This window comes from Streptomyces sp. NBC_01465 (assembly GCF_036227325.1).
Lineage (GTDB): Bacteria > Actinomycetota > Actinomycetes > Streptomycetales > Streptomycetaceae > Streptomyces.
Genome location: NZ_CP109467.1, coordinates 4,573,624 through 4,598,982, shown reverse-complemented (window position 1 = coordinate 4,598,982; position 25,359 = coordinate 4,573,624). Strand labels below are relative to the sequence as shown.

Below are 25,359 nucleotides of genomic sequence, written 5' to 3'. Positions count from 1 at the left end.
CTTGTGCTTCAGACAACCCCTGCCCCGCGAACCGAGCCCGTCCCCCATCCTGAGGGGGTGAGCAACGAGGAGTTCCGCGCCGCCATGTCCCGGCTCGCGGCCGGAGTGGTGCTGGTGACCGCGCGCGCCGAGGACGAGGGTCCGCGCGGCGAGGACGTCGGGATGACGGCGACCGCGTTCCTGTCGGTGTCGCTGGATCCGCCGCTGGTGATGGTCTCCGTACGCAACGGATCGCGCATGGACGACCTGCTGGCCGAGCAGCCGCTGTGGGCGGCCTCGCTCCTCTCGGAGAGCCAGCGCCATGTGGCGGGGCGCTTCGCGATGAAGGGGCGGATCAGCGACCGGCTGCTCTTCGAGGACATCCCCTACGTACGGGGCAAGGAGTCGGGGGCACCGCTGGTGGGGGGCGCGCTGGCGACGCTGGAGTGCCGTACGGAGCAGCGGGTCGAGGCCGGGGACCACACGCTGGTCATAGGGCGGGTGCTGACCGCGGACCTGCCGAGCTCGGAGGGCGGGCCGCTGACGTACTTCCGGGGGAAGTACCGGCAGCTGGGATGAGCAACTAGTCCCGCTGAAACTAGTCCCAGCCGCTTCCGGCGCGGCCGCGCTTGGTGTCGCTGCGCTGCTTCTTGTTGCGCAGCCGGCGCTCGTTGATGCCCCGGGGGATCTTCGTGGCGCGGCGCGGCTTGGGCGGCGGTGCGGTGGCCTCGGCGAGCAGCGAGGCGAGACGGACCATGGCCATCTCGCGGTTGCGCCACTGCGAGCGGTGCTCGGACGCCCGTACGGAAATGACTCCGCCGACCAGCCTCGAGGCGAGCCGCTCCAGCGCCCGGTCCTTCCAGACCTGGGGCAGCGCCTCGGTCTTCGCGAGGTCGAAGCGGAGCTCCACCTGCGAGTCGCTCGTGTTCACATGCTGACCGCCGGGGCCCGAGGAACGCGAGAAACGCCACATGAGCTCGGCCTCGGGGAGCGAGACGGAGCCTCGGATGACGTGTTCGCGACCGGACATGTGGTCCATCGTCGCCTGCGCGCGCCCGATCCGTCACCCTCTTTTCGTTCGAGTAAAGAAAGTAAAGGCCGTCAGGAACCTCCGGGTCCCCTCCCGGCGTTATGTGGGGTGACGGTAGCTTCGTGACCGCACGAAGCCCGACACCAAAGACGGAAAGGGACCATCCCATGGCTGTAAGCCTGTCCAAGGGCGGCAACGTCTCCCTCACCAAGGAGGCCCCGGGCCTGACCGCCGTCACGGTCGGCCTCGGCTGGGACGTCCGCACCACCACCGGCACGGACTTCGACCTCGATGCCTCGGCCATCGCGGTGAACACGGCCGGCAAGGTCTACTCCGACGCCCACTTCGTCTTCTTCAACAACAAGGCGACGCCGGACCAGACCATCGTCCACACCGGTGACAACGTCACGGGCCAGGGCGAGGGCGACGACGAGCAGATCAAGGTCAACCTGGCCGGTCTGCCCGCCGACATCGAGAAGATCGTCTTCCCGGTCTCGATCTACGACGCGGAGAACCGCTCGCAGAACTTCGGCCAGGTGCGGAACGCCTTCATTCGCATCATCAACCAGGCCGGCGACGCCGAGATCGCCCGCTACGACCTGAGCGAGGACGCCGCCACGGAGACCGCCATGGTCTTCGGCGAGCTCTACCGCAACGGTGCGGAGTGGAAGTTCCGCGCCGTCGGCCAGGGGTACGCCTCGGGCCTGGTCGGTATCGCGCAGGACTTCGGCGTCAACGTCTGAGTCCAGCACTGAGCGCTGAGCACCACTGAGCCCCTGGCGGTCGCCAGGGGCTCTGCTCGTTGTCGGCGCCCCTAGAGGGCTTCCGCCGCGGCCATCAAAGGGAGGGGCGCGATGGCCAGCGCCATCGCCGCCGCCGACAGGCCGCCGCGGATCTCGCGCTGAGCGCGGATTCCCAGGACGGCCGCCACCGGCGACAAAAGGAACAACGCCACGAAACTCCAGCGCCAGCCCTCGTCCACGGCCAGGAAGACACCGAGCGCCGGATAGGCGACTGCGGCTACGACGGTGAGGTTACGGACGCGCGTGAGCCAGAGATCGAGGTCGCTGACGTCCATGAACTGCATTCAGACCGCCCTGTGGTCGTAGCCGGCCGAGTCCACCTCGGGAAAACCGTCCGCCGCCGAGAAACCGTTGACCGCCGCCGACATGGCCAGGGCGAGTGCGCTCAGGGCGCTCGCCATCGTGTCGAACGCCTTCGCCGCCTCGGCCCACAGCTGCATGATCCGGATCGCTTCCGCGGCGCACAGCGCGAACATGGCGATCGATGCCGCCTGGCCGCCGACCGGGATCAGGTTGACGGCCTGCGCCGCCGCCAGGTTCACCAGCCAGATCACCAGCATGTCCGAGAACATCACGATGAAGGACTTCAGGAACTCGGCGAACTGGAAAGCCAGTTGGGCCCCTTCGGCATAACACTGCCGAAGCGACTCGAACGTCTCCTTGAACTCGCCGAGCTTCTGCATGAACTCGTCGAAATAGACGGTCGCGGCGTCCGCCGCGTTTCCGTCCCAGGTGATGCCGACGTTGCTGGTGCCCTTCTTCACATTCGCGGACACCGATTCGCAGAACGAGCCGAGATTGCTCCAGATCTCCGCGCAGTCGTTGTAGTTGTTCCAGTCCCCGACGATCCAGTTCGTCACCTCGCCGAAGGGGTCGAAGTCGAAGAGGAGCTTCGAGGCCTCCACCGCCATGGCCGAGGGGCTTCCCAGGTCGAGGATGGAGCCGAGGGTCTTCTGGACCGGGCTCATCTTGTACTCGTCGACGTGCCCCATCGCGTACTTGACGATCGGGTTGCTGGGGTCGCTCGGCGCCTTCAGTACGTCCGCGGCGTCGCTCGAGTCGGAGAAGTCGTCCGCGCCGCCGCCGTCCGACTGGCCGCCCGGCACCTTGGACCCCGGGTAGGTGGCGTCGATCTTCGCCGCCGAGTCGTGGTCCGTCGAGCGGTAGTACGTGGCCGCCTTGGCCAGTTCGCGGCCCGAGGAGTCGAGGACCTTCTGCGCCTTGCCCAGCGCCTTCTTGGCCTCGCTCACATAGTGGTCGTGGTCGCCCGCGACCATGTCGAAGAGGTGGCCGCCGCCCGCTCTGTCGATCTTGGCCTGGTCCACGTACGAGACCGCCTTGGTGCTGCTCTCCGCGGCGCGCGCCACGAGCTTCGAGAAGCCGTCGATCGCCCCCGGCTCGACCTGAAAGTCCGGCATGTCAGCTCATCCCCCCGTGTTGGTCGGTCACCGTCAGTACGCCGACCAGCCGCGGCCGTCGTGCCGGGACTTCTTGCCGCCGTCCTTGAGCGAGCTGCGGCGCTCCTCGTCGATCTCGGCCTGCGCCGCGGCGATCTGGCGCTCGCCCTCGGCGGCCAGGGCCTCGCGTTCCGCGTCGGAGAGTGCGGCCCACCGTTCGGTCATCGGCGCCGCCTGCGTGAGCATCTCCTCGGAGTACGCGGTCACCCGCGCCGCGTCCCGCAGGCTGGAGCGCCCGGCGAGTACGTCCTGGGCCATCTCCTTGAGCGCGTCACCGCCGCGCCCCGAGGCGAGCTCCTCCAGGGACTTGCGCAGCAGACGTGCCTGCGCGGGGTCCTGCCTGGTCATCTCCAGCAATTCGGAGTCGTCGAATCGCTCTGGGGACCCGGGGCCCTCGCTCATACGCCCTCCCGGTGCGGCGGATCGGCCTTGTACTGACCTCGGGAATTTACCCAATCTTTGACCGCACCAACAGCCGCCAACCGTCACAGCACTGTCACTGGCGACTTCACGGGAGGACGACGATGCCCAACGGGCGTACCCCTGCGGGCAGTCGGCGGGTGTCGCCCGAGTCGAGGTCGACGACCGTGATGCCGTCCCAGAATCCGTCGCGGGTGAATCCGCCCGTGACGTACGCCGTGCGGCCGTCCTTCGAGACCGCGACGTTCTCGTGGGGGCCCTTCAGCGGGATGACGCGCTCGCGGCCGTCGGGGCTGCGGACCGTGAGCGAGGGGGGTTCGCCCTCGGTGACGGGGCCCGTGCCGACGACCAGGAGGGTGCCGTCGGGGGTGATCGTGACGCCGTGCTGGTGGGTGTCGGCGGTCATGGGGTCGATGGTGACCTTGCCCGTACGGGGGTCGAGCACGGCGAGGCGTTCGCCCTCGAAGGGCAGGAGGAGGGCGCCGTCGGAGGGGCGTACGGCGGCGTAGTGCGGCTTGAGCCAGGAGCCCAGGCCGCCCTCGGTGCCGTACGGGGCGACTTCGTAGGTGCGCGGGGCGAGGGTGGCCGTGTTGACCGCCGTCACGGAGAAAGAGTCGTGGTTCGTCGCGTAGACCTCGCGGCCGTTCGCGGAGACGTCCACGTCGAAGGGGCGGCGGCCGACGGGGACGGTGTCCGACACGGTGCGGGTGGAGGTGTCGACGACCTCCAACACCCCTGTCTTGTCAGGGACGTTGACGCCTACGTAGACGTGGCGTCCGTCGGGGGCGAGCGCGATGCCCATGCCGCCGCCGCGGTACTCGCCGAGGGTGGGGCGGCCGGTTTCGGTGTCGTACGGGATGAGGGCCGTGCGGGTGCGCGTGGCGGTGTCGACCACCGCGACGCCCTCCGCGGTGGAGACCCAGGCGCGGCCGTCGTCGCCGAGAGCGATGCCGTACGGGGCGAGGCCGACCTTGACGGAGCCGAGGGGGCCGCGGGCCGGATCGACGAAGGTGACGGTGTCGCTGTCGAAGTCGGCGACGAGGAGCGTGCCGGTCGACGTCGTGGCGGTGGAGGGAGAGGTGGAGGCCTGCGGAGATTCGGGCGCGGGCTTCAGCGTCGACACCCGCGGGCTCTCGGGCGCGGACTCCCCCGCGCCCTGTGCGCAGCCCGCGAGGGCCGCCGCGACCAGCACGGCCCCCGCGATCCGGCGGATCATCCCGCGCCCCGCAGCAGTACGGCGATCTCCTCGAAGCCGCGCCGTTCCGCGTGGGCGAGGGGGGTGACGCCGTCCGCGTCCGGGAGGCCGGGGGTGGCCCCCGCGGCGAGCAGGATCTCCACGATCTCGCGGTGTGCGCTGCCGCCGTCGCCGAGGATCACCGCCTCCAACAGGGCGGTCCAGCCAAGGCGGTTGACGTGGTTCACGTCGATGTCCGTCTCGGCGAGGACGGCCCTGACGTACGCGACATGACCGCGCTCGGACGCGGGGATGACCGAGACCCCGCCGAACCGGTTGCGCAGGGTCAGGTCCGGGCCTGCCGGGAGCAGCGTCCGCATCATGGCGACGCTGCCCGTCACTCCGGTGACCAGCCAGGCGCTGTCCTCGCGGCTGTCCTGGGCATTGACGTCGGCCCCGGCGGCGACCAGGACGGCGGCCGCCTCCACGCGGTCGCCGAGCGAGGCGTGCAGCAGCGGGGTGCGCAGGTCCGTGTCGCGGGCCTCCACGCGGGCTCCGGCGGCGAGCGCCGCGCGCACGGCGTCGGCGTCGCCGCGCTCGGCGGCGGTGAGCAGGGTGCGGTCGGCTTCGCTGAGGGAGGGCATGTCGGTACTCCAGGGACGGTTCGGGGTGCGGGCCCGGGAAACGCGGACCGGCGGCACACGGTACGGGGGGAACCATGCGCCGCCGGGGTCTGTGCGGGGCGCTGAGAACAGCGCCGCCGTCACGTCAGGGTGCGGCCCTACTTGTTGAGCTCGGCCACACCGGCCTGGGCGAACTTCTCGTCCTGGTCGCCGGAGGGCGCACCGGCGACGCCGATGCCCGCGATCGGGGCGCCCTTGGCGGTGACGGGCGCGCCGCCGCCGAGGAAGAGGGTGCCGGGGATGTCCTTCAGCGTCGGGGCGTTCTCGAGGCGCTTGGCCAGCTCGGAGGTCGGGGCGTTCCAGGAGACGGCGGTGAACGCCTTCTTCTCGGCGGCCTCGTACGCCTGCGGGCCCGCGCCGTCGCCGCGCAGCGTCAGGATGGTGCGGCCGTCGCGGTCGACGACGGCGACGGAGACCTTCTGGTTGTCCTTCTTCGCGGCGTCGAGCGCGGCCTGGGCGGCCTTGGTCGCGGCGTCCAGGGTCAGGTGCGTGGTCTCGGTGGTGTTCTTGTTCTTGGCGTCGGCGGCGACAGCGGCGGGGGCGGCGGCCGGGGCCTCGGCGTTCGCGGTGACCGCACCGAAGGTGCCGGCGGCGACAGCGGCGAGGACGGCGCTGCTGGTGATGACGGTCGAGCGGCGGGTGAGCTTCTTCATGGGGGACTCCTCGGTGCGATGCGGTGGTGCTGCGGGTGGGTCGGTGTTTCCTTCTGCTCTCAAGCCTGGGCCCGGAACCGGTGCCCACCCGTCGACGTTCCGGCTGCTCACGGGCTGCCGAGCGGTCGACCTCCGGGTCATCCGATCGGTTGACCCCGGGGGCGCCGAAGGTCCCGACAATGGGAGTGTTTGCCCAGATCGGAGCCGGAGCGGGAGGAGGTGCGGGACTGTGCCGGAGACAGAGCGCACACGCGTCGACGAGAGCTACGACGCGGACACCCGGCGCCTCGCCGCCGTCATGCACGCCGCGTTCTTCCTGCTGCTGGCCGTCTCCCTGGCCCGCTTCCTGCTGCGCCACCCCGGCGGCGCCCGCACCCCGTGGATCATCGTGCTCACCGCCGTACTGGCCGTGGCGTACGTCGTCGGGATCGTGCGCGACCCGGGGGCGCGGCCCGCGTCGTGGCAGCGGGTGTGGCTGGCCGTGGTGGTCGCCGTGTGGGTGGTGCTCGTCGTGCTCGCGCCGAGCTACGCCTGGTGCGCGGTGCCCCTCTTCTACACCGGCCTGCGGACCCTGCCGACCCGCGCCGCCCTGACCCTCGTCGCGCTGCTGAGCGTGCTGGTCGTCGCCGCGCAGCTGCGGCTCTCCGGCCGCTTCGACCTGGACCTGGTGCTCGGGCCGCCGGCGGTCGCCGTGATCGCGGCCGCCGTGTTCCTCACGATGGAGCGGCAGGCGGCGCGGCAGCGCACCCTCATCGACGATCTGATCCGTACGCGCCGTGAGCTCGCCGCGTCCGAGCGGCGGGAGGGGACCCTGGCCGAGCGCCAGCGGCTGTCGATGGAGATCCACGACACCCTCGCGCAGGGGCTGTCCAGCCAGCAGATGCTGCTGCAGGCGGCCGAGCGGGTGTGGGAGTCGGACCCGGGCAAGGCGCGCGTCCATGTCCGTACCGCCGAGTCGGTCGCCGAGCACAACCTCACCGAGGCCCGCCGGTTCGTGCACGACCTGGCCCCCGCCGACCTCGCCCACGGCCTGGAGGCGGGGCTGCGCGCCGTCGCCGTCCGCGAGTCCGGCGACCGTCTCGCCGTCCGCGTACACGTCGACGACGGCGGGCGTACGCCGCGGCTGCCCGACCGGGTCCAGTCGGCGCTGCTGCGCATCGCGCAGGGCGCGCTCGCCAACGTACGGGAGCACTCCGGCGCCACCAGCGCGGCACTCACCCTGACGCTCCTCGACGACCAGGCCCTCCTGGACGTCACCGACGACGGCCGCGGCTTCGACCCGGCGACGCTGCCCGACTCCCCGTCCGGCGTACGCGGGCACGGGGTCCCGGCGATCCGGGCCCGGGTGCGGCAGCTCGGTGGGACGCTGACCATCGAGTCGGCGCCCGGTGAGGGCACGGTCCTTTCCGCAGCGATCCCCTTGGAGCCCCGCGCATGACGCACACCCCCGGGCAGCCCGTCCGCATCCTGCTGTGCGACGACCACGTGGTCGTACGGGCCGGACTGCTCGCGCTCCTGGACAGCGCCGACGCCATAGAGGTGGTCGGCGAGGCGGGCACGGGCGAGGAGGCCATCGCGCTGGCCGCGAAGCTCACGCCGGACGTGGTGCTGATGGACCTGCAGCTGGGGGACGGCATCGACGGCGTGGAGACGACGCGGCGGCTCGTCTCGGGTCCTGAGCCCGTGCCGCATGTACTGGTCCTGACGACGTACGACACCGATGCCGACATCACCCGGGCCATCGAGGCGGGGGCGACGGGGTATCTGCTGAAGGCGGAGCGGCCCGAGGAGCTGTTCGCGGCGATCCAGGCGGCGGCGCAGGGCCGTACGACGCTGTCGGCGCCGGTCGCCAGCCGGGTCATGGCCAATATGCGCAAGCCGCGGCCGACGCTGACGGACCGGGAGCGGGACATCCTGGCGCAGCTCGCGCACGGGCTCGGCAACCGGGAGATCGCGAAGGCGCTGTTCATCAGCGAGGCGACGGTCAAGACGCATCTGGGGCGGATCTACGACAAGCTCGCTGTGGATACGCGGGCGGGGGCGGTGGCGGTCGCGAAGGAGCAGCGGCTGCTGCCGTAAGGGCGGCCCGTGTTGTCGTGACACCATCGATGACGTGCTCGACATCGGCTACTCCCTCTCGCGTCGCTTCCCCGACCCCCCGCAGACCGACTACCGCCGCGCGGACGTGCGGGCGCTGCGGCACGACCTCTTCTGCGGGGACGTGTATCTCGCCGACACCAAGGCCGACCGGGAGATTTCCACAGCCTGGGGATGGGTTCCCGTGCTCGACTTCGCGTGGGCGCTGTGCGACATCGTGGAGGAGATCGACCGGGACCCGCGCGGCAACCGGTCGGCGAACCGGCAGTACTCGGAGATCGACTTCACGGAGTCCACGGACCGGATGATCTTCGAGCGGCGCTTCGGATGGGTGGATGTCGAGGCGGACTGGATGGCGGAGGGCGAGCCGGCGCTGACGTTCGGGCACCGGTTGCTGCGGCGGGAGGCGCGGGACTTCCTGCACGACCTGATCGCGGACCTGTCGGACATGCACGAGGGCCTGGGCGACAACCCGGCCATCTGGACCCTTCAGGCGAAGTTCCCCCGCCTCTGAGGCCGGGCGCCCGGCGGACGTCACGCGGCCGGCCGGATCGGAACGTCGATCCGGCCGGCCGCGGTTCAGGGCGCCGCTGCCGGCGCCGTCAGTCGCTGTGGACGCCGACCTCGCGGAGCGAGAGGCCCCACTTGGTGCCGCGCTCCAGGCCGTGGATGCGTACGTAGCGCGCCGGGGTCCGGGCGAACCACGCGGTGTCCAGGCCGCCGTCGCCGGCGGTCGTGGACCAGGCCGTCTGCCAGGTCCTGCCGTCCTGCGACAGCTCGATGCGGTACGACTTCGCGTACGCCGCCTCCCAGTCGACGGTGACCCGCTTGACCGGTTGTGTGGAGCCCAGGTCGACCTGCAGCCACTGGTCGTCCTTCCACTCGCTGGCCCAGCGGGTGTCCTTGTCGCCGTCCACGGCCTTGGCAGGGGCGAAGCCGACGAACGGGTTCCACCACTCGGTCGTGGACGCCGAGGCGGCCGCACCCGAGGCCAGGTTCTTCCCCGACTCGTGCTTCTCGGTGTTCCCCCAGGTGCGGAGGTAGGACTCGGCGCCTGCGAAGAGGTCGTCCACGACCTTCTGGCCGCCTACGTTGCGGATGTCCTCGATCCAGTCCGGGACCATGCCGTAGTGAGCGGCGCCGTCGGTGTTGAAGTCCCAGGTGCGCTCGCCGGTGACCTGCTTGTCGATGACCGAGCCGCCGTCCGTGGAGCGGAAGGGGTACTTCACCGGGTTCGGGGCGTCCGCGCCCCGCGGGGCCGGCCAGCCGCCGACACCGTTCATGTCGGTGCCGTAGCCGTAGCCGACCTGGTACTTCTCGCGCAGCGCCTCCTTGGCCTTGGCCTCGGCGCTGAACGGCCCGGCGACGCTCATGTACTGGGCGGCGAACCCGCCGAGCTTGTAGAGCCGCTCGGTCCATCCCGAGTCCATCCAGCTGTGCGAGGAGATGACGCCCGGGTACGCCTCGGACTCCAGGACCTCGAAGGCCTGGTCGGCGGCCTTGACGCTCATGTGGTCGACTTCCAGCATCATGTGACGCTTCATCATTCCGCGCACCGCGTACTCACCGAGACTGGTCAGTCCGCGGGTGTTGCACTGCGCGCCCGAGGCGTACGTGGGGACGGAGACCCCCTTCGGCAGCTGGCTCTCCGCCTGCGCCGCCACCGCATTGCCGATGGGGTTGTCGTGCTCGGGGCCGCGGCAGTCCTCCGTCTTCCAGAAGGTGCCGGTCGACAGGAACTGGCCCACGTTGATGGCCGTACCGAGCGCGCCGGAGTCGTAGCGCACTCCGCACAGGGCGTTGTCGAACTTGTGGCACAGGAACATGCTGCTCACGCCGAGCTGGTGCAGCTCGTCAAGGCCCTTGTCGATGTCCGCCTTGCTGCACTGCGCGATGTCCAGAACCTGCTTGCAGCCGAACGGCTCGGAGGTCTCGACCCCCAGGACGACGGCCAGCTTGCCCTGCTCGATCACCGCGCGGGCCTGTGCGCTGCTGGTGACGATGCGGAACCAGCCCTTGCCGGGGCCGCCGTACATCTTGTCGATGAAGGCCTGCATGTCGTACGACTTCTGCGCCTCGAGGCGGATCGCGGTCATCTCGTCGCAGCTGCGGTCCTTGAAGAAGTAGACCGAGCAGATCACCCCGTTGGTGACCAGGTCGTTGACGAGCACACGCTGGCCGCCGCGCCAGGCCCGCTCGATGTTGGCGTAGTAGTTCTGCTGGTGGGTCAGCGAGTCATGGGCGGGCCAGTCCTTGAAGGTGGGCCAGCCGACGGGGTCGTGCTTGCCGTCGCCGCCCTTGGTGACCATGTCGAAAATGGCGAGCGACCCGTCCGGGTAGTGCTCGGGACAGTCCTTGAGCGCGTCGGCGACGCCCTGCTCGGAGAACGGCTTGCCGCAGATCAGCCGGCCGCCGAAGCCCTCGTTGGCCATGATGTGGTCGTGGGCGTCGACGAAGCCCCGTACGCGGCCCTGGGAGTCGGTGCCCTTGAACGGCTCACCCGTGACGTTGACCTGCGCGTCGGGAGTGGGCCGTGCGGTCGGGTTCCACCAGCCGGGGTCGGACTCCGCCGCGGAGCTGGGCAACGGGGCGAGGAGCAGGGCCAGCACGGCGAGGAGCAGCGACACCACTGCCGGGAATCTGCGCTTGCGTCGCGGGAGTTGAGCCATGGTCATCACTCACCTTGATTGACATGAGCACTCAAGTTACTGACGAGTCATCAGAATTGCGATCACCGTCGGCGGAGTCAACGACCTGGGCCGAAAAAGATGAGAATTTCTCATCTTTGGCTGAAGTTGCGTGAGATGAGGGGCAGTTGGGGGTCTGTCAAGCCACGCTGCGGATGCGGCTGACGAGGAGGCCGCCGGCGAGGACGGCCAGGTGTGCAGCAGGGCCGCTGCGGTCATGACCAGCGAGCACAGCACGACGAAGACCTTGCGGCGTCCGACGCGGTCGGAGAGGACGCCGACGGGGACGGCCGTGAGCTCGTTGTCACTGGCGCCTGCCTTCGTTGCGGGTCCGAGGCGGGCCGCAACATAACATGAACCACTGTTCATGTTCTATGGGTCGGATCCGGCCACCCGGCCCCCGGTCGGATCACGCCCGTGCGGCCACCAGCCGGCCCCTCAGGTCCTCCCAGTAGGGGCCGAGCATCCGCTTGAGCTCCTCCACGGTCTCCAGATCCGGCTCGCCGTCGCTCTTGAACACCTCGTGCAGTACGGCGTTGGCGGCCCACACCACCATCCGCGTCGCCCGTTGCACCTCGCGCCCACCGGGCCCGCCGGTCAGGTGCTCCACGATGCGCTGCAGACCATCGGCGACGAGCATGTTGCTCGCCTCGTCGGCCCGCGCGAGCTCAGGACTGAGGTGCCGTCCGGCCCACAGGGCCACGCCGCCCGTCTGGGACCGGAAGAGTTCGGCGTAGACGTCGATCATCACGGCGACCGGGTCGGTCAGTTCGCCCGCGAGAGCACGCTCTACGAGCTCGTCGATGGTGGTCTTGAAGGCGTCGAGATAGCGCCGGCCCAGCGCGTCCACGACAGCGCTCTTGTCCGGGTAGAACTGGTAGATGCTGCCGACCGGCGCTCCCGCCTGCTCGGCGATCCGCCGCATCGTCAGCGCCTCGTACCCCTCCTGGGACAGGATCCGGTCGGCCGCGGCGAGGATCGCCTCGACCCGGGCCCGGCTGCGCGCCTGCTGAGGCTGCCTGCGTACCCGCGCGGTCGACGTCGGCTGCGACCTGCCCGCTTCCGTCATCACGCGCCCTCCACCCGCACTCCGATCTGCGCCGCGAACACCGGGGCCAGGTCCAGGAGTTGGGACGGGCTGATCACCGCCCCCGCCAGGCGCTCCACTCCCCTCGCGATGTCCAGCACCGTCGCCCCCCGCAGGTCCACGTCCTTCATCCGTACCCCCGAGAAGTCGGCCCGGCGCAGCTCGCAGTTGTGGAACTCCACCCGGTCCAGCTGCGCCGAGCCGAAGTCCGGCTCCGCCAGCACCACACCCTCGAACGTGACGTCCTTCAGCCTCGCCCCGCGCAGGTTCAGGTAGTCGATCTTCCCGCCCCGCACCACCACCCGCTCCAGCACGGCCCCGTGCATCTGCACCCCGCCCAGCCGCGCGTCCACGACCTCCACGTCCCGCAGCGACGCCTCCGTCAGTGACGTGCCCACACCTCTTATGCCCGTCAGTACGGTGTCGATGAAGCGCGCCCGCACCAGACCCGTCTCGTCCAGCGCGCACTCCGTCAGCGCGCAGTCCATGAAGCGGGCCCCCGCCCCGTCCTGGCCCGTGAAGTCCAGGCCGCGGAACTCCAGGCCGTCGTAGTCCCCGTCCGGTTCCAGTCCCCTGCCGCTGTACGGGCTCAGCGGGGGAAGTCGCACCTCGGGGCGTCTGATCACGGGAGTCTGCTTGCGTGCCATGTGTCCATGCTGGACCACGCCACTGACAATGGCCCCTTCCGCATGTCACATTCCGGCACCCCTGTTCCGTCTCCTTTCTGTACGCAACGAGAAGGAGTCGGATCATGGACCGCATCACTGTCGTCGGCGGCGGCTTCGCCGGGCTCACCGCGGCGATCACCGCCGCCGAGGCCGGTGCCCGGGTCACCCTCCACGAGGCCCATCACACCCTCGGCGGCAGGGCCAGGACCGCCGAGGGGGCGTACAAGACCAACGAGGGCCCGCACGCCCTCTACAGCGGCGGCCCGCACTGGACCTGGCTCAAGCAGCGCGGGCTCCTCCAGCCCCTGGCACCCATTCCCCCGCGCGAGCTCCTGCGGATGCGCTTCCACCACCGCGGCGCCCTCCACCGCACCCCGCCGCTCGCCCTCCTCAGGCTCGGCCGGCACCGTGCCGAACTCGCCCCCGTCGACCAGGGCTTCCTCTCCTGGGCCACCGGTCTGGTCGGCCCGGCGGGCGCCCGTGCCGCCGCCCATTACGCCGCCGTCGCCCTCTTCCACCACGATCCGGGCTCCCTCTCCGCCGCGTTCGTCCAGGAGCGATTCCGCCGCGCCTCCTCGCTCCCGCCCGAGGCGCACTACCCGCGCGGCGGCTGGGGCGCGCTGATCGAGCGGATGGCGGGGTACGCCTGGGATCTGGGCGTACGGATCGAGACCAGCACCCGCGTCACCGAACTCCCCGCCACCGGCGACCCGTTGGTCGTCGCCACCTCCCTCGACGCCGCCCGCAGTCTCCTCCGCGACGAGACCCTCACCTGGACCGGCGGCCGCACCGCCCTCGTCGACCTCGCGCTCACCACCCGCCCCGGCGACCCGTTCGCGGTCTCCGACCTCGACTCCCCCGGCTGGATCGAACGCTTCACCGCCCAGGACCCGACCCTCGCCCCGCCCGGACAGCAGCTGATTCAGGGCCAGTTCCCCATCGCCCCGCACGAGTCCAAGGCCGACGGGGTGGCCCGCGCCGAGCGCCTCCTCGACACCGGCTTCCCCCAGTGGCGCGAGCGCACGGTCTGGCGGCGCGCTTCCGTCGCCGCCAACCGCACCGGCGCCGTCGACCTCCCCGGCACCACCTGGCGCGACCGGCCCGCGATCTCCCGCGGCGGCGGCATCTATCTGGCCGGAGACCAGGTCGCCGCCCCCGGTGTCCTCTCCGAGGTCTCCTTCAACAGTGCGATAGAGGCCGTCACCCTGGCCTTGACCTCAAGCAGGCTTGAGGTAGCACGCTGACAGGCATGAGAGCGATACGACTGCACGCATTCGGCCCGGCGGAGAACCTCACGTACGAGACCGTCGAGGATCCGGTCCCGGCCCCCGGCCAGGTCCGGATCAAGGTCGCGGCCTCCGGCGTCCACCTCCTCGACACCGCACTCCGCGAGGGCATCCCCGGCCCCTATCCGGCCCTGCCCGAGCTCCCCACCGTCCCGGGCCGCGAGGTCGCCGGGGTGGTCGACGCGCTCGGCGAGGGCACCGACGCGAGCTGGCTGGGCAAGCGGGTCGTGGCGCACCTCGGCATGAACCCCGGCGGCTACGCCGAACTCGCCGTCACCGCTGCCACCCAACTCCACGAGATCCCCGCCCAGTTGGGCGACGCCGAGGCAGTCGCCATGATCGGTACGGGCCGCACCACGCTGGGCATCCTGCAGTTCGCCGACCTCGACCGCGACTCCGTAGCGATCGTCCCGGCGGCGGCGGGCGGCATCGGCACGCTCCTGGTCCAGTACGCGAAGAACCGCGGCGCCACCGTCATCGGCCTCGCCGGCGGCCCGGCGAAGGTGGCCCGCACCCAGGAGAACGGCGCCGACCTCGCCGTCGACTACACCGACCCCAACTGGCCGTCTCTGGTGCGCACTTACCTCGACGGCCGCACCGCCACCGTCGTCTTCGACTCCGTGGGCGGCACCACCGCACGCGCCGCCGTCGACCTCCTCGGCAAGGGCGGAAAGCACCTGGTCTTCGGCTGGTCGGGCGAGGGCCTCCACAACGGCTCCCCGCTCACGTTCACGGAGGCCGAACTCGCCGAACGCGGGATCACCTCACAGAGCGTCCTCGGCCCGGCGATGCTCAAGGCGGCGGGCCCCGGCGGCATCCGCTCCCTGGAGACCCGCGCACTCGAAGCGGCGTCAACGGGGCGCCTGCGACCGGCAGTTCAGGTCTTCCCGCTCTCCTGGGCAGCCGAGGCACACCGCGCCCTGGAGAGCCGGGGCACGATGGGCAAGGTGGTCCTGGTGCCCTAGCAAACTAGGACCGAAACCGGCCTAGTCGCGTCCTACTGTCGTCGCGTCACGAACCACCGACACGAGGGGACGACAGCCATGACCAAGACCGCACCCGAGGGCTACACCAGCGTCGCGCCGTGGGTCGTCACCGACGACACCGGCGCACTGCTCGACTTCATCACCGTCGCCTTCGGCGGCGAGGAGATCGCCCGCGTGCAGGTCGAGGACGGCACCATCGGCCACGGCGAGATCCGCGTCGGCGACACGGTCGTCCTCGCCTTCGACCGACGCCCCGACTGGCCGGCCATGCCCTCCCTGCTGCGCGTCTACGTACCGGACGCGGACGCCGCCATGGCCGCCGCCGTCGCGCACGGCGCCCAGGTGGTCACCGAGTCCGCCGACAGCGCCTGGGGCGATCGCGGCGGCCGCGTACGCGACCCGTTCGGCAACATCTGGTGGGTGATGAGCCGCGTCGAGGACGTCGCACCGGACGTGGCCTGGCAGCGCATGGCCGAGCCGAAGTACGCCGACGCCATGCGCATGGCCCAGGAGACCCTGGACGCCGAGCTCGGCGGCCGGGAGACGGGGGTGGCCAGCACCCCACAGCGCCCGGCCGGCCTCTGACCGCCCTGCCGAGATCAGCTCCCCAGCTCCGCCAGCGCCGCGTCCGTGAGGCGGTACACCGTCCACTCGTCCTGCGGGCGCGCGCCCAGAGCCTCGTAGAAGCGGATCGAAGGCTCGTTCCAGTTGAGGACCGACCACTCCAGGCGCTGGTAGCCGCGCGCCACGCAGGTGCGCGCCAGCTCCGTCAGCAGCGCCTTGCCGTAGCCGCCGCCGCGCAACTCGGGGCGTACGTACAGGTCCTCCAGGTAGATGCCGTGCACCCCGCGCCACGTCGAGAAGTTGAGGAACCACAGGGCGAATCCGGCGGGCTCGCCCTCCTCGGTCTCCGCGATGAACGCGTACGCGGCCGGGCGCTCCCCGAAGAGCGCCTCGTGCAGCTGCTCCTCGGTGGCCTGCGCCTCGTGGAGGGCCTTCTCGTACTCCGCGAGCTCGCGGACCATGGTGTGGATGACGGGGACATCGGCGGGTGTGGCATTGCGAATCATGGGCGCAGACTAAGCCAGCAGCAGCCGGGCGATCTCCGCCATTTCAGCAGGCAGACGCCCGCTGCCACCCTCCACGGCCCACAGCGAGTTCTGCAGTACGCGACCGAGCGTCCACCCCCGCGCCCGCTCCCGGTCCACGCCCATGACCTCCGTCATCAGGTCGAAGCGCTCCTTCACCCGGCCCTCGTCGAACCTGTTCCACAGCGCGGGCATCAGCTCGAAGCACGGGTCGCCGGCGAGGGGCTTCGGGTCGATGACGAGCCACGGTTCGCGCTCCGCGCCCAGCACGTTGTCGAAGTGCAGGTCCCAGTGCAGGAGCCGGTCTCCCGGCTCGCCTCGAACCTCGCGCAGCGCCGCCGCGCAGTCCTTCAGCAGCCGCCGCTCGCCGCCGTCCGCAAGGGAGTCGGCCGCCTGCGGTACGGACTCCAGCATGGCCTCCGCGATGTCCGCGAGCCTGCGCATCCCGGTCGGCGCCGCCACCGCGTTGATCCGCACCAGCAGCTCCGCGACGACCTGTGTCGCCTCCAGCACATCCGGTACGGACGCCAGCGGGCGTCCCTCGTCGAGCCGTTCGAGGAGCATCGTCCCGGTCTCCGGGTCCTCGTCGAGGAGCCGCACCACCGCGTCGCCGCCCCACGTCCGAAGCGCAAGCGGCTCCCCCACGGTCTCGTCGTCGACGTCCTGCACCTTCAGCGCGGCCCGCACCCCGTCGGCCTCCCGCACCACGGGCAGCACCACCGACACCCGCCCCCGCATCGGCGGGCCCTCCTGCCGCAGGCCCCACCGCCCCAGGAAGTCCTTGCCGCGCTCCATCAGCCCATCCGGAATGTCGCTCACGCGCCGGATCCTAGCCACATGCGTCAATCGGCCCATGAGCCACCCAGTGAGCGACCCCGGCAGCCGACACCACGCGGGCACCGTCGCCGCCCGTGCCCTGCACGCCGTCTGGTCGTACATCCGCAGCGCCCCCGGGACCTACATCTGGCTGGCGGTCCTGTTCGTCACGACCGTCGCCATGCGCCACATGTCCCCGGAGTTCCTGGACGAGTTCCTCGGCAAGCGCTCCACCAACATCCACAACCTCACGCACCACCCCTTCCGGGTCCTCTTCCAGAGCGCGATGTGGATCGACGGCTCCAGCTGGCTGCCGTACGCGGTCCTCTACACGATCTTCCACGCGCAGGCCGAGCGCTGGCTGGGCACCTGGCGCTGGATCGCCGTCCTCGCCGCCGCGCACATCCTCGCCAGCTACATCAGCGAGGGCGCCCTGCTCTGGGCGATCCACCACGGGCACGCTTCGGAGTCGATGGTCAACACCCTTGATGTGGGCGTGAGTTACGCGCTCGCCGGGGTCGTCGCCGTCCTCACGTACCGGATCGCCACACCCTGGCGCTACGTCTATCTCATCGGCGTCCTCGTCATCTACGGCGCCCCGGTGATCACCGGCAGGACCTTCACCGACCTCGGCCACTTCACCTCGGTGCTGATCGGCCTGGCCTGCTACCCGATCACGCGCGGCCGCGGTCCCGCCTGGAACCCGATGTCGCTGTTCAGCCGAGACCGGCAGCCTTCAGATACGCGGTGAAAGCGGCGGTCTCGTACATCGCCTCGTCCTTGACCGTCTTCCCGTCGACGACGACGGTCGGCGTGCCGCTCGCCTTCGCCGCGAAGTCCTTCTGCGACTGCGCGACGAAGCCGGCGTAGGTGTTGTCCCGTACGGCCTTGTCGAATGCGGCCGTACGCAGCCCGGGGACCGAGTCGGCGATCTTCAGCAGGTTGGCGTCGGTGAAGCCGTCCGTCTCCTCGCCCGGCTGGCTGGCGAAGAGCGCCGCCTGGAACTGGGCGAACTTCCCCTTGCCCTCCTCGGCGGAGGCGCGCAGCGCGTTGGCCGCCTTGGCCGAGCCGCTGCCGCCGAGCCGTGCGTCGAGGAAGGAGGCGATCTGGTACTCGACCTTGACCTGCCCCTCGGCGGCGGCCTGCGCGAGGGCGACGCCGCCGCCCTCCTCGAACTTCTGGCAGTACGGGCAGCGCGGGTCCACGTACACGGTGGCGGTGTGCGGTGCGTCCGCGTCGCCGACGACGATCTTCGAGCCGGTGACGGCGGCGGGCAGCGTGGCGAGCGTGGCCGCGCCGGTCGGGGACTTCACGGCGAAGGCGCTCACGGCGGCGTCGGACCCCGCCCCGCCGTCCGACGAGGACGAGCAGCCGACGGCGGCGGCGCCGACGAGCGAGACGGCGGCCAGCGCCGCGACGATGCGGCCGGTGTGACGGCGTACAGCCATGGGACAACCCTTCCAGCGACGGAGACCTTCTCCCGACGCTAGGTCCGCACCCACCGCCCACCTCACCGCAAAGGACCCGATTCCCCGGGCCCTACGTCCCCTTCTCCCCCGGGCTCGGTACTCTGCGCGACACAGGCTGGCGAGAGCAGGGGACACATCGACATGAGCACCGTCAACGGCGGCATATCGTTCTGGTACGCGCAGGAGGGCCTCCCGGCGCCGAGGGAGCCCCTGCCCGGCGACACGTCGGCGGACGTCGTGATCGTCGGCGGCGGGTACACCGGCCTGTGGACGGCGTACTACCTGAAGAAGGCCGTCCCCTTCCTCAACATCACCGTCCTGGAAGCCAAGTTCTGCGGCTACGGCGCCTCCGGCCGCAACGGCGGCTGGCTCTACAACGGCATCGCGGGCCGCGACCGCTACGCCAAGCTCCACGGCCACGAGCAGGCCGTCCGCCTCCAGCAGGCGATGAACGACACGGTCACCGAGGTCGTGAAGACCGCGGCCGCCGAGTCGATCGACGCGGACATCCACCAGGGCGGCGTACTCGAAGTCGCCTACACGCCCGCCCAGTTGGCGCGCCTCAAGGCCTTCCACGCCGTCGAGATCGCCTTCGGCGAGACCGACCGCACCCTGCACGGCGTACGCGAGACCGCCGAGCGCATCCGCGTCCAGGGCGCGGTCGGCTCGACCTGGACCCCGCACGGCGCCCGCCTGCACCCCGCGAAGCTGGTCAAGGGCCTGGCGGCGGCGGTCGAGGCGCTGGGCGTCACGATCCACGAGTCGACGCCGGTCACGGAGATCAAGCCCAAGCACGCGGTCACCCCGTACGGCACGGTCCGCGCCCCGTACGTCCTGCGCTGCACCGAGGGCTTCACCGCGAACCTCAAGGGCAGCCACCGCGCCTGGCTCCCCATGAACTCCTCGATGATCGCCACCGAGCCGCTGCCCAAGTCGGCCTGGGACGCGATCGGTTGGGAGGGACGCGAGACGCTCGGCGACATGGCGCACGCGTACATGTACGCCCAGCGCACGGCCGACGACCGCATCGCGCTGGGCGGGCGCGGCGTCCCGTACCGCTACGGCTCGAAGACCGACAACGACGGCCGTACGCAGCCCGGCACCATCGAGGACCTCCGCGAGATCCTCACCCGCTTCTTCCCCTCCCTCGCCTCCGCCCGTATCGACCACGCCTGGTCGGGTGTGCTCGGCGTCCCGCGCGACTGGTGCGCCACGGTCACCCTGGACCGCTCGACGGGCATCGGCTGGGCGGGCGGTTACGTCGGCTCGGGCGTCGCCACCGCCAACCTCGCAGCCCGCACCCTGCGCGACCTCATCCAGCAGGACTCGGGCCAGGGCGGCCCCACGGAGCTGACGACGCTCCCCTGGGTCAACCACAAGGTCCGCAACTGGGAGCCGGAGCCGCTGCGCTGGCTCGCGGTGCACAGCATGTACGCGGCGTACCGGGGCGCGGACCGGCGCGAACTGACCGCGAGCACCACGGAGACCGACAAGATCGCCCAGTACGCGGACCGGCTGTCGGGCCGGCACTGAGAAACACCTCAGGCGTGCCCCGGCCGCAGGGCCCGGGCACGCCTGAGGGAACGCGTCAGCCCTTCAGCGCCACCGGGATCTCCTGCGAGCCGTTGGAGATGAACGACTCGACGGGCGTGAGGTCCTTCGACGTCAGCGCCAGGCCGGGGAAGCGGGCGAACAGCGCCGTGAGCGCGATGTCCGCCTCCAGGCGGGCCAGCGGGGCGCCCAGGCAGAAGTGGACGCCGTAGCCGAACGCCAGGTGCTCCTTCTTGGCCCGGTCGATGTCGAAGACGTCCGCGTCCGCACCGTGCAGCTCCGGCTCGCGGCCCGCCGCCGCGTACGCCGCCAGGATCGCGTCGCCCTTCGGAATGACCTGGCCGTCAGGGAGCTCGATGTCCTCCAGGGCGTAGCGCAGGGGGAGATGGGCCACGCTCGGCTCCCAGCGCAGGGTCTCCTCGATGACGTCCGACCAGCGGGCCGCGCCGTCGGTGGTGATGACCTCGCGCTGCTCCGGGTGGTCGAGGAGGGCGCGGACCGCGTTGCCGATGAGGTTGACCGTGGTCTCGAAACCCGCGCTGATGATGAGCAGCAGCGTGTCCGCGAGCTCCGCCTCGCTCAGGCGGGTGCCGTCGTCGTCGCGGGTGGCGATCAGCACGCTGGTCATGTCGTCGGCCGGTTCGGCGCGCTTGAGCGCGATGAGGTCGACGAGCATCTGCTGGAGTTCGGCGAAGTTGGCCGCCGCGTCCTCGATGGTGGTGTCGAAGACCCTCTCGACCAGCTCGGCCATGCGCGGCTGGAGGTGCTCGGGCAGCCCGAACAGGTGGCAGATGACCTGCATCGGCAGCGGATGCGCGTACGCACTGCGCAGATCCGCGCGGCCGTCAGGCGCCTCCGCCATGGCGTCGAGCAGCCCGTCGGCGATCTTCTGGACCGTCGGCCGCAGCGCCTCGATACGGCGGCCGGTGAAGGCGGGGGCGACCAGTTTGCGCAGCCGGCGGTGGTCGGTGCCCGCCGCCGTGAACATGTTGTTGACCGCGACCCAGGTGTAGATCCACATGTCCGGGGTGATCTCGCCGCGCTGCCAGGCACCCCAGTTCTTGGGGTCCTTGTTGACGCGGTCGTCGGTGAGCAGCGTCTTGAGCAGCGCATGACTGGTGACGGCCCAGGCCTCCACGCCGCTCGGCATCACTACACGGGTCGCGGGACCGCGCTCCCGGAGGACAGCGGACTCTCCGTGGATGTCCCGGCCTGCCGGGTCGATGACGAGGGGCTGCTCCATGGCGTGACTCCAGTCTTCTGAGGGGTGATCGGGGTGAAGCGAGCCGGGAGATGCGCGAGTGCCCGGTGGAAGGGGCCTGGCCGCCACTGCAACTGCTCGCGCGGTACGGCCAGTTCGAGATCGCCGAGGTGGCTGGTGAGCCGTTCGATCGCGGTGATCGCGATGAGCAGGGCGGGCTGTTTCACGGGGCAGGCGTGCGGCCCCGCGGACCAGGCGAGGTGGGCTCCGCCGTCGCTGCGCGACCCGCTGTCGCCGGAGCCGCCGTCGCCGCCCGGCAGGACGTCGGGGGCGGTGTTCGCCGCGTGGTACGAGACGAGGACCAGCTGGTTCGCCGCGATCCAAGTGCCGTGGAAATGCACGTTGTTGCGGGGGAAGTGGGCGCTGTAGTTCGCCATCGGCGGCTCGTTGCGGAGCACGTCGTTGATCGCGTCGTGCGCGGTGAGGGCGCCGTTGGAGAGCGTGCTGTAGTAGTCCGGGTTGGACAGCATGCGCGAGAGGCTGTTGGAGATCAGGTTGGTGGTCGGCTCCTGACCGGCCGCCATGGTGAGGACGACCTCGGCGGCGAGCTCCTCGGGCGCGAGACCGGCCGGGTGGTCCATGAACCAGCTGGTGAGGTCGTCGCCGCGCTTCTCCATCTTCAGCCCGATGAGCTCGGCCATGTACTGCCCGAAGTCCTCGTTCGCCTTGATCGCGTTCTCGGGCTTCGAGTCGAACATCCCGCCCAGCGCGGAGACCAGTCGCGGGCCGTCCTCCTCGGGCATCCCGAAGATCGCGTTGAAGAGGACGAGCGGCAGCGGGCGCGCGTACTGGCCGACCAGGTCCGCCTCTCCGGTGGCCCCGAATTCGCGGATCAGCCCGTCGGCGATGTCCGCGACTTGTTGGCGCAATCTGTGCGGTTCGATCCGGGCGAAGCTGTCGGTGATGACCGAGCGGTAACGCCGGTGCGCCTGGCCGTCGTTGAACAGCGCGTTGGGCCGCCATCCCAGCATCGGCTTCACCGGCGACTCCGGCGGCAGCCCGCTCTCCCAGATCCGCGGGTCCTTCGCCCAGGTCTCCGTGTCGTTGAGGAGCTCCAGCGCGGCCTGCCGATCGGTGACGAGGTACGCACTGACACCGGGGGAGATCTCGACGGGTGCGACCGGACCGAAGGCCCGCAGCCGGGCGTAGACGCTGCCGGGGTCGGCCGCGAACTCCTCCCCGTACAGCGGAACGGCCAGGGGCATATAGGCAGTTCGGAAATGCGGCACGGTCATGAGGCGTCCAGGGCGGCGGGTGCGGATTCGGGTACGGGCTGGGAGAGGAGGTGGGTGACCAGCTCGATCAGTACGTCGACGGAGGACGTGGTCTGCCGGGCGTCGCACACCACCAGCGGCGTGTGCGGCTCCAGATCGAGGTGGTCGCGGAGCACCTCCGGCGGGTAGTGCGGGGCGTCGGGGAAGGCGTTGACGGCGATCGCGTACGTCAGCCCCTGCTCCTCGATCATGTCGATCACATCGAAGGACGCGTCGAGGCGGCGCGTGTCGACCAGGACGACCGCGCCCAGCGCACCGCGCGCGATGTCCTCCCAGAGCGGCTTGAACCGCTTCTGGCCCGGCGTACCGAACAAGTACAGGACCAGATCGCCCGGGAGCGTACGGCGGCCGAAGTCGATGGCGACGGTGGTCGTCGCCTTGTCCCGTACGCCCACCAGGTGGTCGACGGCGGCACCGGCCTCCGTCATCACCTCCTCGGTGTGCAACGGGGCCGTCTCCGAAAGGGCGTTGATCATCGTGGTCTTCCCGACGCCGAAGGCTCCGGTCACCACGATCTTCAGCAGCGTCATCTCGGCGCTGTCGAGATAGGTGGCGCTATCGGATACTGCGGAGTCCATCGAGGACCGCCTCCAGGAGCTTGGGGTCGTGCACTCTGGCTTCGGGAATGGGGGCGCGGGCGCCGATGTGCGAGCTGTCGACCAGATCGGCCACCAGCGCACGCACCAGACTCACGGGCAGGACCAGCCGGGCCGCGACCTCCTGCAGGGCGAGCGGGCCGCCCTGGAGGAGGTCGATCAGACGGCGCTTCACATGGGAGAGGTCGTCCGTCGATGCCATGCCGGTGGCGGACAGCAGGGTGACCCGGTCCAGGGTGTTGCGCGTCGGCTGGACGCTGTCGGCGGCCAGGAAGGACGGCACGAGCCGTCGACGAGGCGCCGGGGTCATCCCCGTACACCGTCCCGGACCCGCGCGGGTGAACTCATCGCCTTGGCACCCAACTTCGCGACCTGGACCTGCATCGCGTGGGCGATCACACCCATGTCGACGGTGGAGCGCGCGAACACCGCCATGACGGTGTTGTCGCCCGCCGGGATGAGGAAGGCGAAACCGTACGTCGTGGAGACCACCACCTGGTGGAGGACCGGGCTGTCCTTCTCGCCCGCGAGATTCCTGACCAGCTCCTTGCCCGCGCCCTGGAGCGCGGAGGCCATGGCGGAGGCGCCTTCGCCGGCCTCCCTGGTGAGGTTCTCGGAGGCGCCCTGGATCATTCCGTCCCCGGACAGCACCAGGGCATGGACGACGCCGGGCACCTCCATCAGAGGCGCGAGCACCCAGGACATGTCCCTGAGGAGGGGGCGCTTGGGAACGGTCATGACGAGGGGCCTTCTTCCTGTTCGGTGGACTGAGCTTCTTCCGCCCCCCGTTGCGTACCGCTGTGCCAGGCACCCCACGTCTGCGCCGCCTGCTCCGGATCGATCACCGGTACGGCGCCCCCCGCCGTCTCCTCCTGCACCGCGGGCCCCTGCTCCACGGCGCGCCGCTGCCGCCGGCGGCGCGGCAGGTCGACGGCGTCCCCGGTCACCGCGGGTGCCGGTGCCACGTCCCTCTCCCGCACTTCGGGTACGGGAGTGCGCAGCGCCGGGGACATGGCCGACATGGGCTGGGCCTCCTCATCCATGAGCAGCAGTAGGTGGTCGGGGATCCACACGACGGCACGCACACCGCCGTACGAACTCGGCTTGTCCACCGTGACCGTGAAGCCGAACTGCTTCACGAGGCGCCCGATGGTCGCGAACCCCGCGCGCGGCGGGTCCCCGAGATGTGTCAGCAGCAGCGACTGCTGGCTTGAAAGCATCCGTGCCGCGAACTCCCGCTCCTCGTCGGTCATTCCGACGCCCGGGTCGTCGATGAGGACGCAGGCCCCGGTCTGCACCTGGTGGAGGCTGACGTCGACGGCCCGTGACCCCTGGGGCGTGTGGTGCACGGCGTTGGCGAGGAGCTCGGCGACGATGACGGCGAGGGGCTCCACGGCGCGGGCCACGACCCCGACGGGCACGTTCAGCTGGCTGGTGACCTGGACGCGCTGGTAGCCGGGGATACGGGACTGCGCACCGGCGACGATGTCCCCGAGGTGCGAGTCGGCGCGCGCAAGACCCGGCCAGGCGCCACAGAGAACACCTGTCGCCTGGATCTGGCGCAGGTTCTCCTCGTTCGTACGGTCCAGCTTCAGCAGCTGCTCGGCGAGTTTCGGATCGTCGTAGAGGAACTGCATCTCCTCGATCATCGACTGGATCCGGTAACTCTTGGCCTGAATGCTCGCTGTGGTGTCCCGCAGCACGGCCTGCGCACCCTCGTCGACGCGGTGCTCCGTGTCGACGATGACCTGGGCGACCTGGTTGAGCGCACTGTCCAGGAGCGAGCCGACGTCGGTGTGGGTGAGCGAGGGGTCCAGGGTGCCGGGGACGGGCACGTGCCGGTGCCTGAGGTGCGTGACCAGGGCGGGCAGTCGTACGTCGGCGAGGTGCTCGACCTCCTTGACCACCTGTCCGTACCGCTCCTCGGCGGAGAGCCTGGCGAGCCCGGCGCCGTGCGCCTCGGCCCTCAATCCGGCTTCCACGGAGCGGAATTGCGCGTCCGCGGTCTGGGCGTCCGCTCTCAGGCTCACCTCCATCGCCTGGTAGCGGCCCTCCGCTGCCGTGGCGGTCGCCAGGAGCTCGGCCCTGAGGCCGGAGGCCGAGCGGCGGGCCCGGAGCATGAGGTGCACCGCGACTGCGGCAGCGGCGGCCATGACCACAGCCGCTGCCCAGGGCAGCGCCTCCGGTATCTGCGTCATCAATAGATCCTCAATGGAAGGGAATCAGCCCAATCCGCTTGCGGACAGAGCCAGTTGAGACGATCACAAAAGGACAGCGGGTCGCGACCGCAGATG

General features: G+C 70.6%; 29 protein-coding genes. 10 read left to right on the top strand and 19 right to left on the bottom strand.

Annotated elements, in window-relative coordinates; genetic code table 11:
- Window positions 1–3 precede the first annotated feature (3 nt).
- Window positions 4–558: a flavin reductase family protein gene (locus OG707_RS21720; RefSeq protein ID WP_329120773.1), complete on the top strand. Its 555-nt coding sequence runs from the start codon at window positions 4–6 to the stop codon at window positions 556–558.
- Between the two features lie 19 nt (window positions 559–577).
- Here the strand turns inward: OG707_RS21720 and arfB are convergent, their stop codons facing one another.
- A complete protein-coding gene (gene arfB, locus OG707_RS21715; protein WP_329120771.1) occupies window positions 578–1,018 on the bottom strand; it encodes an alternative ribosome rescue aminoacyl-tRNA hydrolase ArfB in 441 nt (146 codons plus the stop codon).
- Window positions 1,019–1,176: 158 nt separating this feature from the next.
- Between arfB and OG707_RS21710 the strand changes: the two genes are divergently transcribed.
- Window positions 1,177–1,752 carry a TerD family protein gene (locus OG707_RS21710; protein ID WP_329120769.1) on the top strand — a complete coding sequence of 192 codons (576 nt, stop codon included), beginning with the start codon at window positions 1,177–1,179 and terminating at the stop codon, window positions 1,750–1,752.
- 71 nt (window positions 1,753–1,823) lie between these two features.
- Here the strand turns inward: OG707_RS21710 and OG707_RS21705 are convergent, their stop codons facing one another.
- From OG707_RS21705 to OG707_RS21680, 6 genes are all read right to left on the bottom strand, one after another.
- Window positions 1,824–2,096 (bottom strand): hypothetical protein, encoded by a 273-nt coding sequence (locus OG707_RS21705; protein WP_329120767.1) that lies wholly within the window; start codon window positions 2,094–2,096, stop codon window positions 1,824–1,826.
- Entirely contained in the window at window positions 2,097–3,230 is a 1,134-nt protein-coding gene (locus OG707_RS21700; protein ID WP_329120765.1) for a hypothetical protein, read from the bottom strand.
- Window positions 3,231–3,263: 33 nt separating this feature from the next.
- The gene (locus tag OG707_RS21695) at window positions 3,264–3,671 is read right to left on the bottom strand and encodes a hypothetical protein (protein ID WP_329120763.1); all 408 of its coding nucleotides are present in this window, start codon (window positions 3,669–3,671) and stop codon (window positions 3,264–3,266) included.
- 106 nt (window positions 3,672–3,777) lie between these two features.
- On the bottom strand, window positions 3,778–4,905 hold the full coding sequence (locus OG707_RS21690) for a YncE family protein (protein ID WP_329120761.1): 1,128 nt from the start codon (window positions 4,903–4,905) through the stop codon (window positions 3,778–3,780).
- Window positions 4,902–5,507, bottom strand: a complete 606-nt coding sequence (locus OG707_RS21685) for an ankyrin repeat domain-containing protein (protein WP_329120759.1) — start codon at window positions 5,505–5,507, stop codon at window positions 4,902–4,904. The genes OG707_RS21690 and OG707_RS21685 overlap by 4 nt, the downstream gene beginning before the upstream one ends.
- Window positions 5,508–5,644: 137 nt before the next feature.
- On the bottom strand, window positions 5,645–6,199 hold the full coding sequence (locus OG707_RS21680; RefSeq protein WP_329120757.1) for a GlcG/HbpS family heme-binding protein: 555 nt from the start codon (window positions 6,197–6,199) through the stop codon (window positions 5,645–5,647).
- 298 nt (window positions 6,200–6,497) lie between these two features.
- Between OG707_RS21680 and OG707_RS21675 the strand changes: the two genes are divergently transcribed.
- Genes OG707_RS21675 through OG707_RS21665 form a run of 3 tightly spaced genes read left to right on the top strand, consistent with a single transcriptional unit; the run spans window position 6,498 to window position 8,810 of the window.
- Window positions 6,498–7,637: a sensor histidine kinase gene (locus OG707_RS21675; RefSeq protein ID WP_329127907.1), complete on the top strand. Its 1,140-nt coding sequence runs from the start codon at window positions 6,498–6,500 to the stop codon at window positions 7,635–7,637.
- Window positions 7,634–8,278, top strand: a complete 645-nt coding sequence (locus OG707_RS21670) for a response regulator transcription factor (RefSeq protein ID WP_329120755.1) — start codon at window positions 7,634–7,636, stop codon at window positions 8,276–8,278. Before OG707_RS21675 ends, OG707_RS21670 begins: the two co-directional genes overlap by 4 nt.
- A gap of 34 nt (window positions 8,279–8,312) precedes the next feature.
- Window positions 8,313–8,810 (top strand): hypothetical protein, encoded by a 498-nt coding sequence (locus OG707_RS21665; RefSeq protein ID WP_329120753.1) that lies wholly within the window; start codon window positions 8,313–8,315, stop codon window positions 8,808–8,810.
- A gap of 88 nt (window positions 8,811–8,898) precedes the next feature.
- Here OG707_RS21665 and OG707_RS21660 read toward each other — a convergent pair whose 3' ends face one another.
- From OG707_RS21660 to OG707_RS21650, 3 genes are all read right to left on the bottom strand, one after another.
- Window positions 8,899–10,971 carry a discoidin domain-containing protein gene (locus tag OG707_RS21660; RefSeq protein WP_329120751.1) on the bottom strand — a complete coding sequence of 691 codons (2,073 nt, stop codon included), beginning with the start codon at window positions 10,969–10,971 and terminating at the stop codon, window positions 8,899–8,901.
- 421 nt (window positions 10,972–11,392) lie between these two features.
- The gene (locus tag OG707_RS21655; RefSeq protein WP_329127906.1) at window positions 11,393–12,052 is read right to left on the bottom strand and encodes a TetR/AcrR family transcriptional regulator; all 660 of its coding nucleotides are present in this window, start codon (window positions 12,050–12,052) and stop codon (window positions 11,393–11,395) included.
- Complete coding sequence (locus OG707_RS21650; RefSeq protein ID WP_329120749.1) at window positions 12,052–12,717, bottom strand: pentapeptide repeat-containing protein; 666 nt, start codon at window positions 12,715–12,717, stop codon at window positions 12,052–12,054. The genes OG707_RS21655 and OG707_RS21650 overlap by 1 nt, the downstream gene beginning before the upstream one ends.
- A 104-nt stretch (window positions 12,718–12,821) precedes the next feature.
- Between OG707_RS21650 and OG707_RS21645 the strand changes: the two genes are divergently transcribed.
- From OG707_RS21645 to OG707_RS21635, 3 genes are all read left to right on the top strand, one after another.
- Window positions 12,822–13,982: an FAD-dependent oxidoreductase gene (locus OG707_RS21645; RefSeq protein ID WP_329120747.1), complete on the top strand. Its 1,161-nt coding sequence runs from the start codon at window positions 12,822–12,824 to the stop codon at window positions 13,980–13,982.
- A 5-nt stretch (window positions 13,983–13,987) separates the two neighbouring features.
- On the top strand, window positions 13,988–14,989 hold the full coding sequence (locus OG707_RS21640) for a zinc-binding dehydrogenase (RefSeq protein WP_329120745.1): 1,002 nt from the start codon (window positions 13,988–13,990) through the stop codon (window positions 14,987–14,989).
- 78 nt (window positions 14,990–15,067) lie between these two features.
- Window positions 15,068–15,595 carry a VOC family protein gene (locus OG707_RS21635; protein WP_329120743.1) on the top strand — a complete coding sequence of 176 codons (528 nt, stop codon included), beginning with the start codon at window positions 15,068–15,070 and terminating at the stop codon, window positions 15,593–15,595.
- Window positions 15,596–15,609: 14 nt separating this feature from the next.
- Here OG707_RS21635 and OG707_RS21630 read toward each other — a convergent pair whose 3' ends face one another.
- Complete coding sequence (locus tag OG707_RS21630) at window positions 15,610–16,080, bottom strand: GNAT family N-acetyltransferase (protein WP_329120742.1); 471 nt, start codon at window positions 16,078–16,080, stop codon at window positions 15,610–15,612.
- A 9-nt stretch (window positions 16,081–16,089) separates the two neighbouring features.
- The gene (locus tag OG707_RS21625; protein WP_443071363.1) at window positions 16,090–16,953 is read right to left on the bottom strand and encodes an aminoglycoside phosphotransferase family protein; all 864 of its coding nucleotides are present in this window, start codon (window positions 16,951–16,953) and stop codon (window positions 16,090–16,092) included.
- On the opposite strand from OG707_RS21625, the gene OG707_RS21620 reads away from it, so the two are divergent.
- Complete coding sequence (locus OG707_RS21620; RefSeq protein WP_329120740.1) at window positions 16,952–17,665, top strand: rhomboid-like protein; 714 nt, start codon at window positions 16,952–16,954, stop codon at window positions 17,663–17,665. The two genes, OG707_RS21625 and OG707_RS21620, sit on opposite strands and share 2 nt — an antisense overlap.
- On the opposite strand, the gene OG707_RS21615 is transcribed toward OG707_RS21620, so the two are convergent.
- Window positions 17,631–18,362: a DsbA family protein gene (locus tag OG707_RS21615; RefSeq protein ID WP_329120738.1), complete on the bottom strand. Its 732-nt coding sequence runs from the start codon at window positions 18,360–18,362 to the stop codon at window positions 17,631–17,633. The two genes, OG707_RS21620 and OG707_RS21615, sit on opposite strands and share 35 nt — an antisense overlap.
- 162 nt (window positions 18,363–18,524) lie before the next feature.
- Between OG707_RS21615 and OG707_RS21610 the strand changes: the two genes are divergently transcribed.
- Window positions 18,525–19,916, top strand: a complete 1,392-nt coding sequence (locus OG707_RS21610) for an NAD(P)/FAD-dependent oxidoreductase (RefSeq protein ID WP_329120736.1) — start codon at window positions 18,525–18,527, stop codon at window positions 19,914–19,916.
- 55 nt (window positions 19,917–19,971) lie between these two features.
- Here the strand turns inward: OG707_RS21610 and OG707_RS21605 are convergent, their stop codons facing one another.
- The 6 genes from OG707_RS21605 to OG707_RS21580 are packed head-to-tail and all read right to left on the bottom strand — an operon-like array spanning window position 19,972 to window position 25,263.
- Window positions 19,972–21,177 (bottom strand): cytochrome P450 family protein, encoded by a 1,206-nt coding sequence (locus tag OG707_RS21605; RefSeq protein WP_329120734.1) that lies wholly within the window; start codon window positions 21,175–21,177, stop codon window positions 19,972–19,974.
- Window positions 21,087–22,430, bottom strand: coding sequence for a cytochrome P450 (locus OG707_RS21600; RefSeq protein ID WP_329120732.1), 1,344 nt, complete (start codon window positions 22,428–22,430; stop codon window positions 21,087–21,089). Before OG707_RS21600 ends, OG707_RS21605 begins: the two co-directional genes overlap by 91 nt.
- Window positions 22,427–23,047 carry a GTP-binding protein gene (locus tag OG707_RS21595; protein WP_329120730.1) on the bottom strand — a complete coding sequence of 207 codons (621 nt, stop codon included), beginning with the start codon at window positions 23,045–23,047 and terminating at the stop codon, window positions 22,427–22,429. Before OG707_RS21595 ends, OG707_RS21600 begins: the two co-directional genes overlap by 4 nt.
- A complete protein-coding gene (locus OG707_RS21590) occupies window positions 23,025–23,375 on the bottom strand; it encodes a DUF742 domain-containing protein (RefSeq protein ID WP_329120728.1) in 351 nt (116 codons plus the stop codon). Before OG707_RS21590 ends, OG707_RS21595 begins: the two co-directional genes overlap by 23 nt.
- On the bottom strand, window positions 23,372–23,803 hold the full coding sequence (locus OG707_RS21585; protein ID WP_329120726.1) for a roadblock/LC7 domain-containing protein: 432 nt from the start codon (window positions 23,801–23,803) through the stop codon (window positions 23,372–23,374). Before OG707_RS21585 ends, OG707_RS21590 begins: the two co-directional genes overlap by 4 nt.
- Window positions 23,800–25,263, bottom strand: coding sequence for an ATP-binding protein (locus OG707_RS21580; protein ID WP_329120723.1), 1,464 nt, complete (start codon window positions 25,261–25,263; stop codon window positions 23,800–23,802). The genes OG707_RS21585 and OG707_RS21580 overlap by 4 nt, the downstream gene beginning before the upstream one ends.
- Window positions 25,264–25,359 lie beyond the last annotated feature (96 nt).

Excerpts from the sequence above, each read along its gene's own strand:
- arfB (WP_329120771.1), bottom strand. The coding sequence starts at position 1,018 with ATGGACCACATGTCCGGTCGCGAACACGTCATCCGAGGCTCCGTCTCG.
- OG707_RS21710 (WP_329120769.1), top strand. The coding sequence starts at position 1,177 with ATGGCTGTAAGCCTGTCCAAGGGCGGCAACGTCTCCCTCACCAAGGAG.
- OG707_RS21705 (WP_329120767.1), bottom strand. The coding sequence starts at position 2,096 with ATGCAGTTCATGGACGTCAGCGACCTCGATCTCTGGCTCACGCGCGTC.
- OG707_RS21700 (WP_329120765.1), bottom strand. The coding sequence starts at position 3,230 with ATGCCGGACTTTCAGGTCGAGCCGGGGGCGATCGACGGCTTCTCGAAG.
- OG707_RS21695 (WP_329120763.1), bottom strand. The coding sequence starts at position 3,671 with ATGAGCGAGGGCCCCGGGTCCCCAGAGCGATTCGACGACTCCGAATTG.
- OG707_RS21690 (WP_329120761.1), bottom strand. The coding sequence starts at position 4,905 with ATGATCCGCCGGATCGCGGGGGCCGTGCTGGTCGCGGCGGCCCTCGCG.
- OG707_RS21685 (WP_329120759.1), bottom strand. The coding sequence starts at position 5,507 with ATGCCCTCCCTCAGCGAAGCCGACCGCACCCTGCTCACCGCCGCCGAG.
- OG707_RS21680 (WP_329120757.1), bottom strand. The coding sequence starts at position 6,199 with ATGAAGAAGCTCACCCGCCGCTCGACCGTCATCACCAGCAGCGCCGTC.
- OG707_RS21675 (WP_329127907.1), top strand. The coding sequence starts at position 6,498 with ATGCACGCCGCGTTCTTCCTGCTGCTGGCCGTCTCCCTGGCCCGCTTC.
- OG707_RS21670 (WP_329120755.1), top strand. The coding sequence starts at position 7,634 with ATGACGCACACCCCCGGGCAGCCCGTCCGCATCCTGCTGTGCGACGAC.
- OG707_RS21660 (WP_329120751.1), bottom strand. The coding sequence starts at position 10,971 with ATGACCATGGCTCAACTCCCGCGACGCAAGCGCAGATTCCCGGCAGTG.
- OG707_RS21655 (WP_329127906.1), bottom strand. The coding sequence starts at position 12,052 with ATGACGGAAGCGGGCAGGTCGCAGCCGACGTCGACCGCGCGGGTACGC.
- OG707_RS21650 (WP_329120749.1), bottom strand. The coding sequence starts at position 12,717 with ATGGCACGCAAGCAGACTCCCGTGATCAGACGCCCCGAGGTGCGACTT.
- OG707_RS21645 (WP_329120747.1), top strand. The coding sequence starts at position 12,822 with ATGGACCGCATCACTGTCGTCGGCGGCGGCTTCGCCGGGCTCACCGCG.
- OG707_RS21640 (WP_329120745.1), top strand. The coding sequence starts at position 13,988 with ATGAGAGCGATACGACTGCACGCATTCGGCCCGGCGGAGAACCTCACG.
- OG707_RS21635 (WP_329120743.1), top strand. The coding sequence starts at position 15,068 with ATGACCAAGACCGCACCCGAGGGCTACACCAGCGTCGCGCCGTGGGTC.
- OG707_RS21630 (WP_329120742.1), bottom strand. The coding sequence starts at position 16,080 with ATGATTCGCAATGCCACACCCGCCGATGTCCCCGTCATCCACACCATG.
- OG707_RS21620 (WP_329120740.1), top strand. The coding sequence starts at position 16,952 with ATGAGCCACCCAGTGAGCGACCCCGGCAGCCGACACCACGCGGGCACC.
- OG707_RS21625 (WP_443071363.1), bottom strand. The coding sequence starts at position 16,953 with ATGGGCCGATTGACGCATGTGGCTAGGATCCGGCGCGTGAGCGACATT.
- OG707_RS21615 (WP_329120738.1), bottom strand. The coding sequence starts at position 18,362 with ATGGCTGTACGCCGTCACACCGGCCGCATCGTCGCGGCGCTGGCCGCC.
- OG707_RS21610 (WP_329120736.1), top strand. The coding sequence starts at position 18,525 with ATGAGCACCGTCAACGGCGGCATATCGTTCTGGTACGCGCAGGAGGGC.
- OG707_RS21605 (WP_329120734.1), bottom strand. The coding sequence starts at position 21,177 with ATGGAGCAGCCCCTCGTCATCGACCCGGCAGGCCGGGACATCCACGGA.
- OG707_RS21600 (WP_329120732.1), bottom strand. The coding sequence starts at position 22,430 with ATGACCGTGCCGCATTTCCGAACTGCCTATATGCCCCTGGCCGTTCCG.
- OG707_RS21595 (WP_329120730.1), bottom strand. The coding sequence starts at position 23,047 with ATGGACTCCGCAGTATCCGATAGCGCCACCTATCTCGACAGCGCCGAG.
- OG707_RS21590 (WP_329120728.1), bottom strand. The coding sequence starts at position 23,375 with ATGACCCCGGCGCCTCGTCGACGGCTCGTGCCGTCCTTCCTGGCCGCC.
- OG707_RS21585 (WP_329120726.1), bottom strand. The coding sequence starts at position 23,803 with ATGACCGTTCCCAAGCGCCCCCTCCTCAGGGACATGTCCTGGGTGCTC.
- OG707_RS21580 (WP_329120723.1), bottom strand. The coding sequence starts at position 25,263 with ATGACGCAGATACCGGAGGCGCTGCCCTGGGCAGCGGCTGTGGTCATG.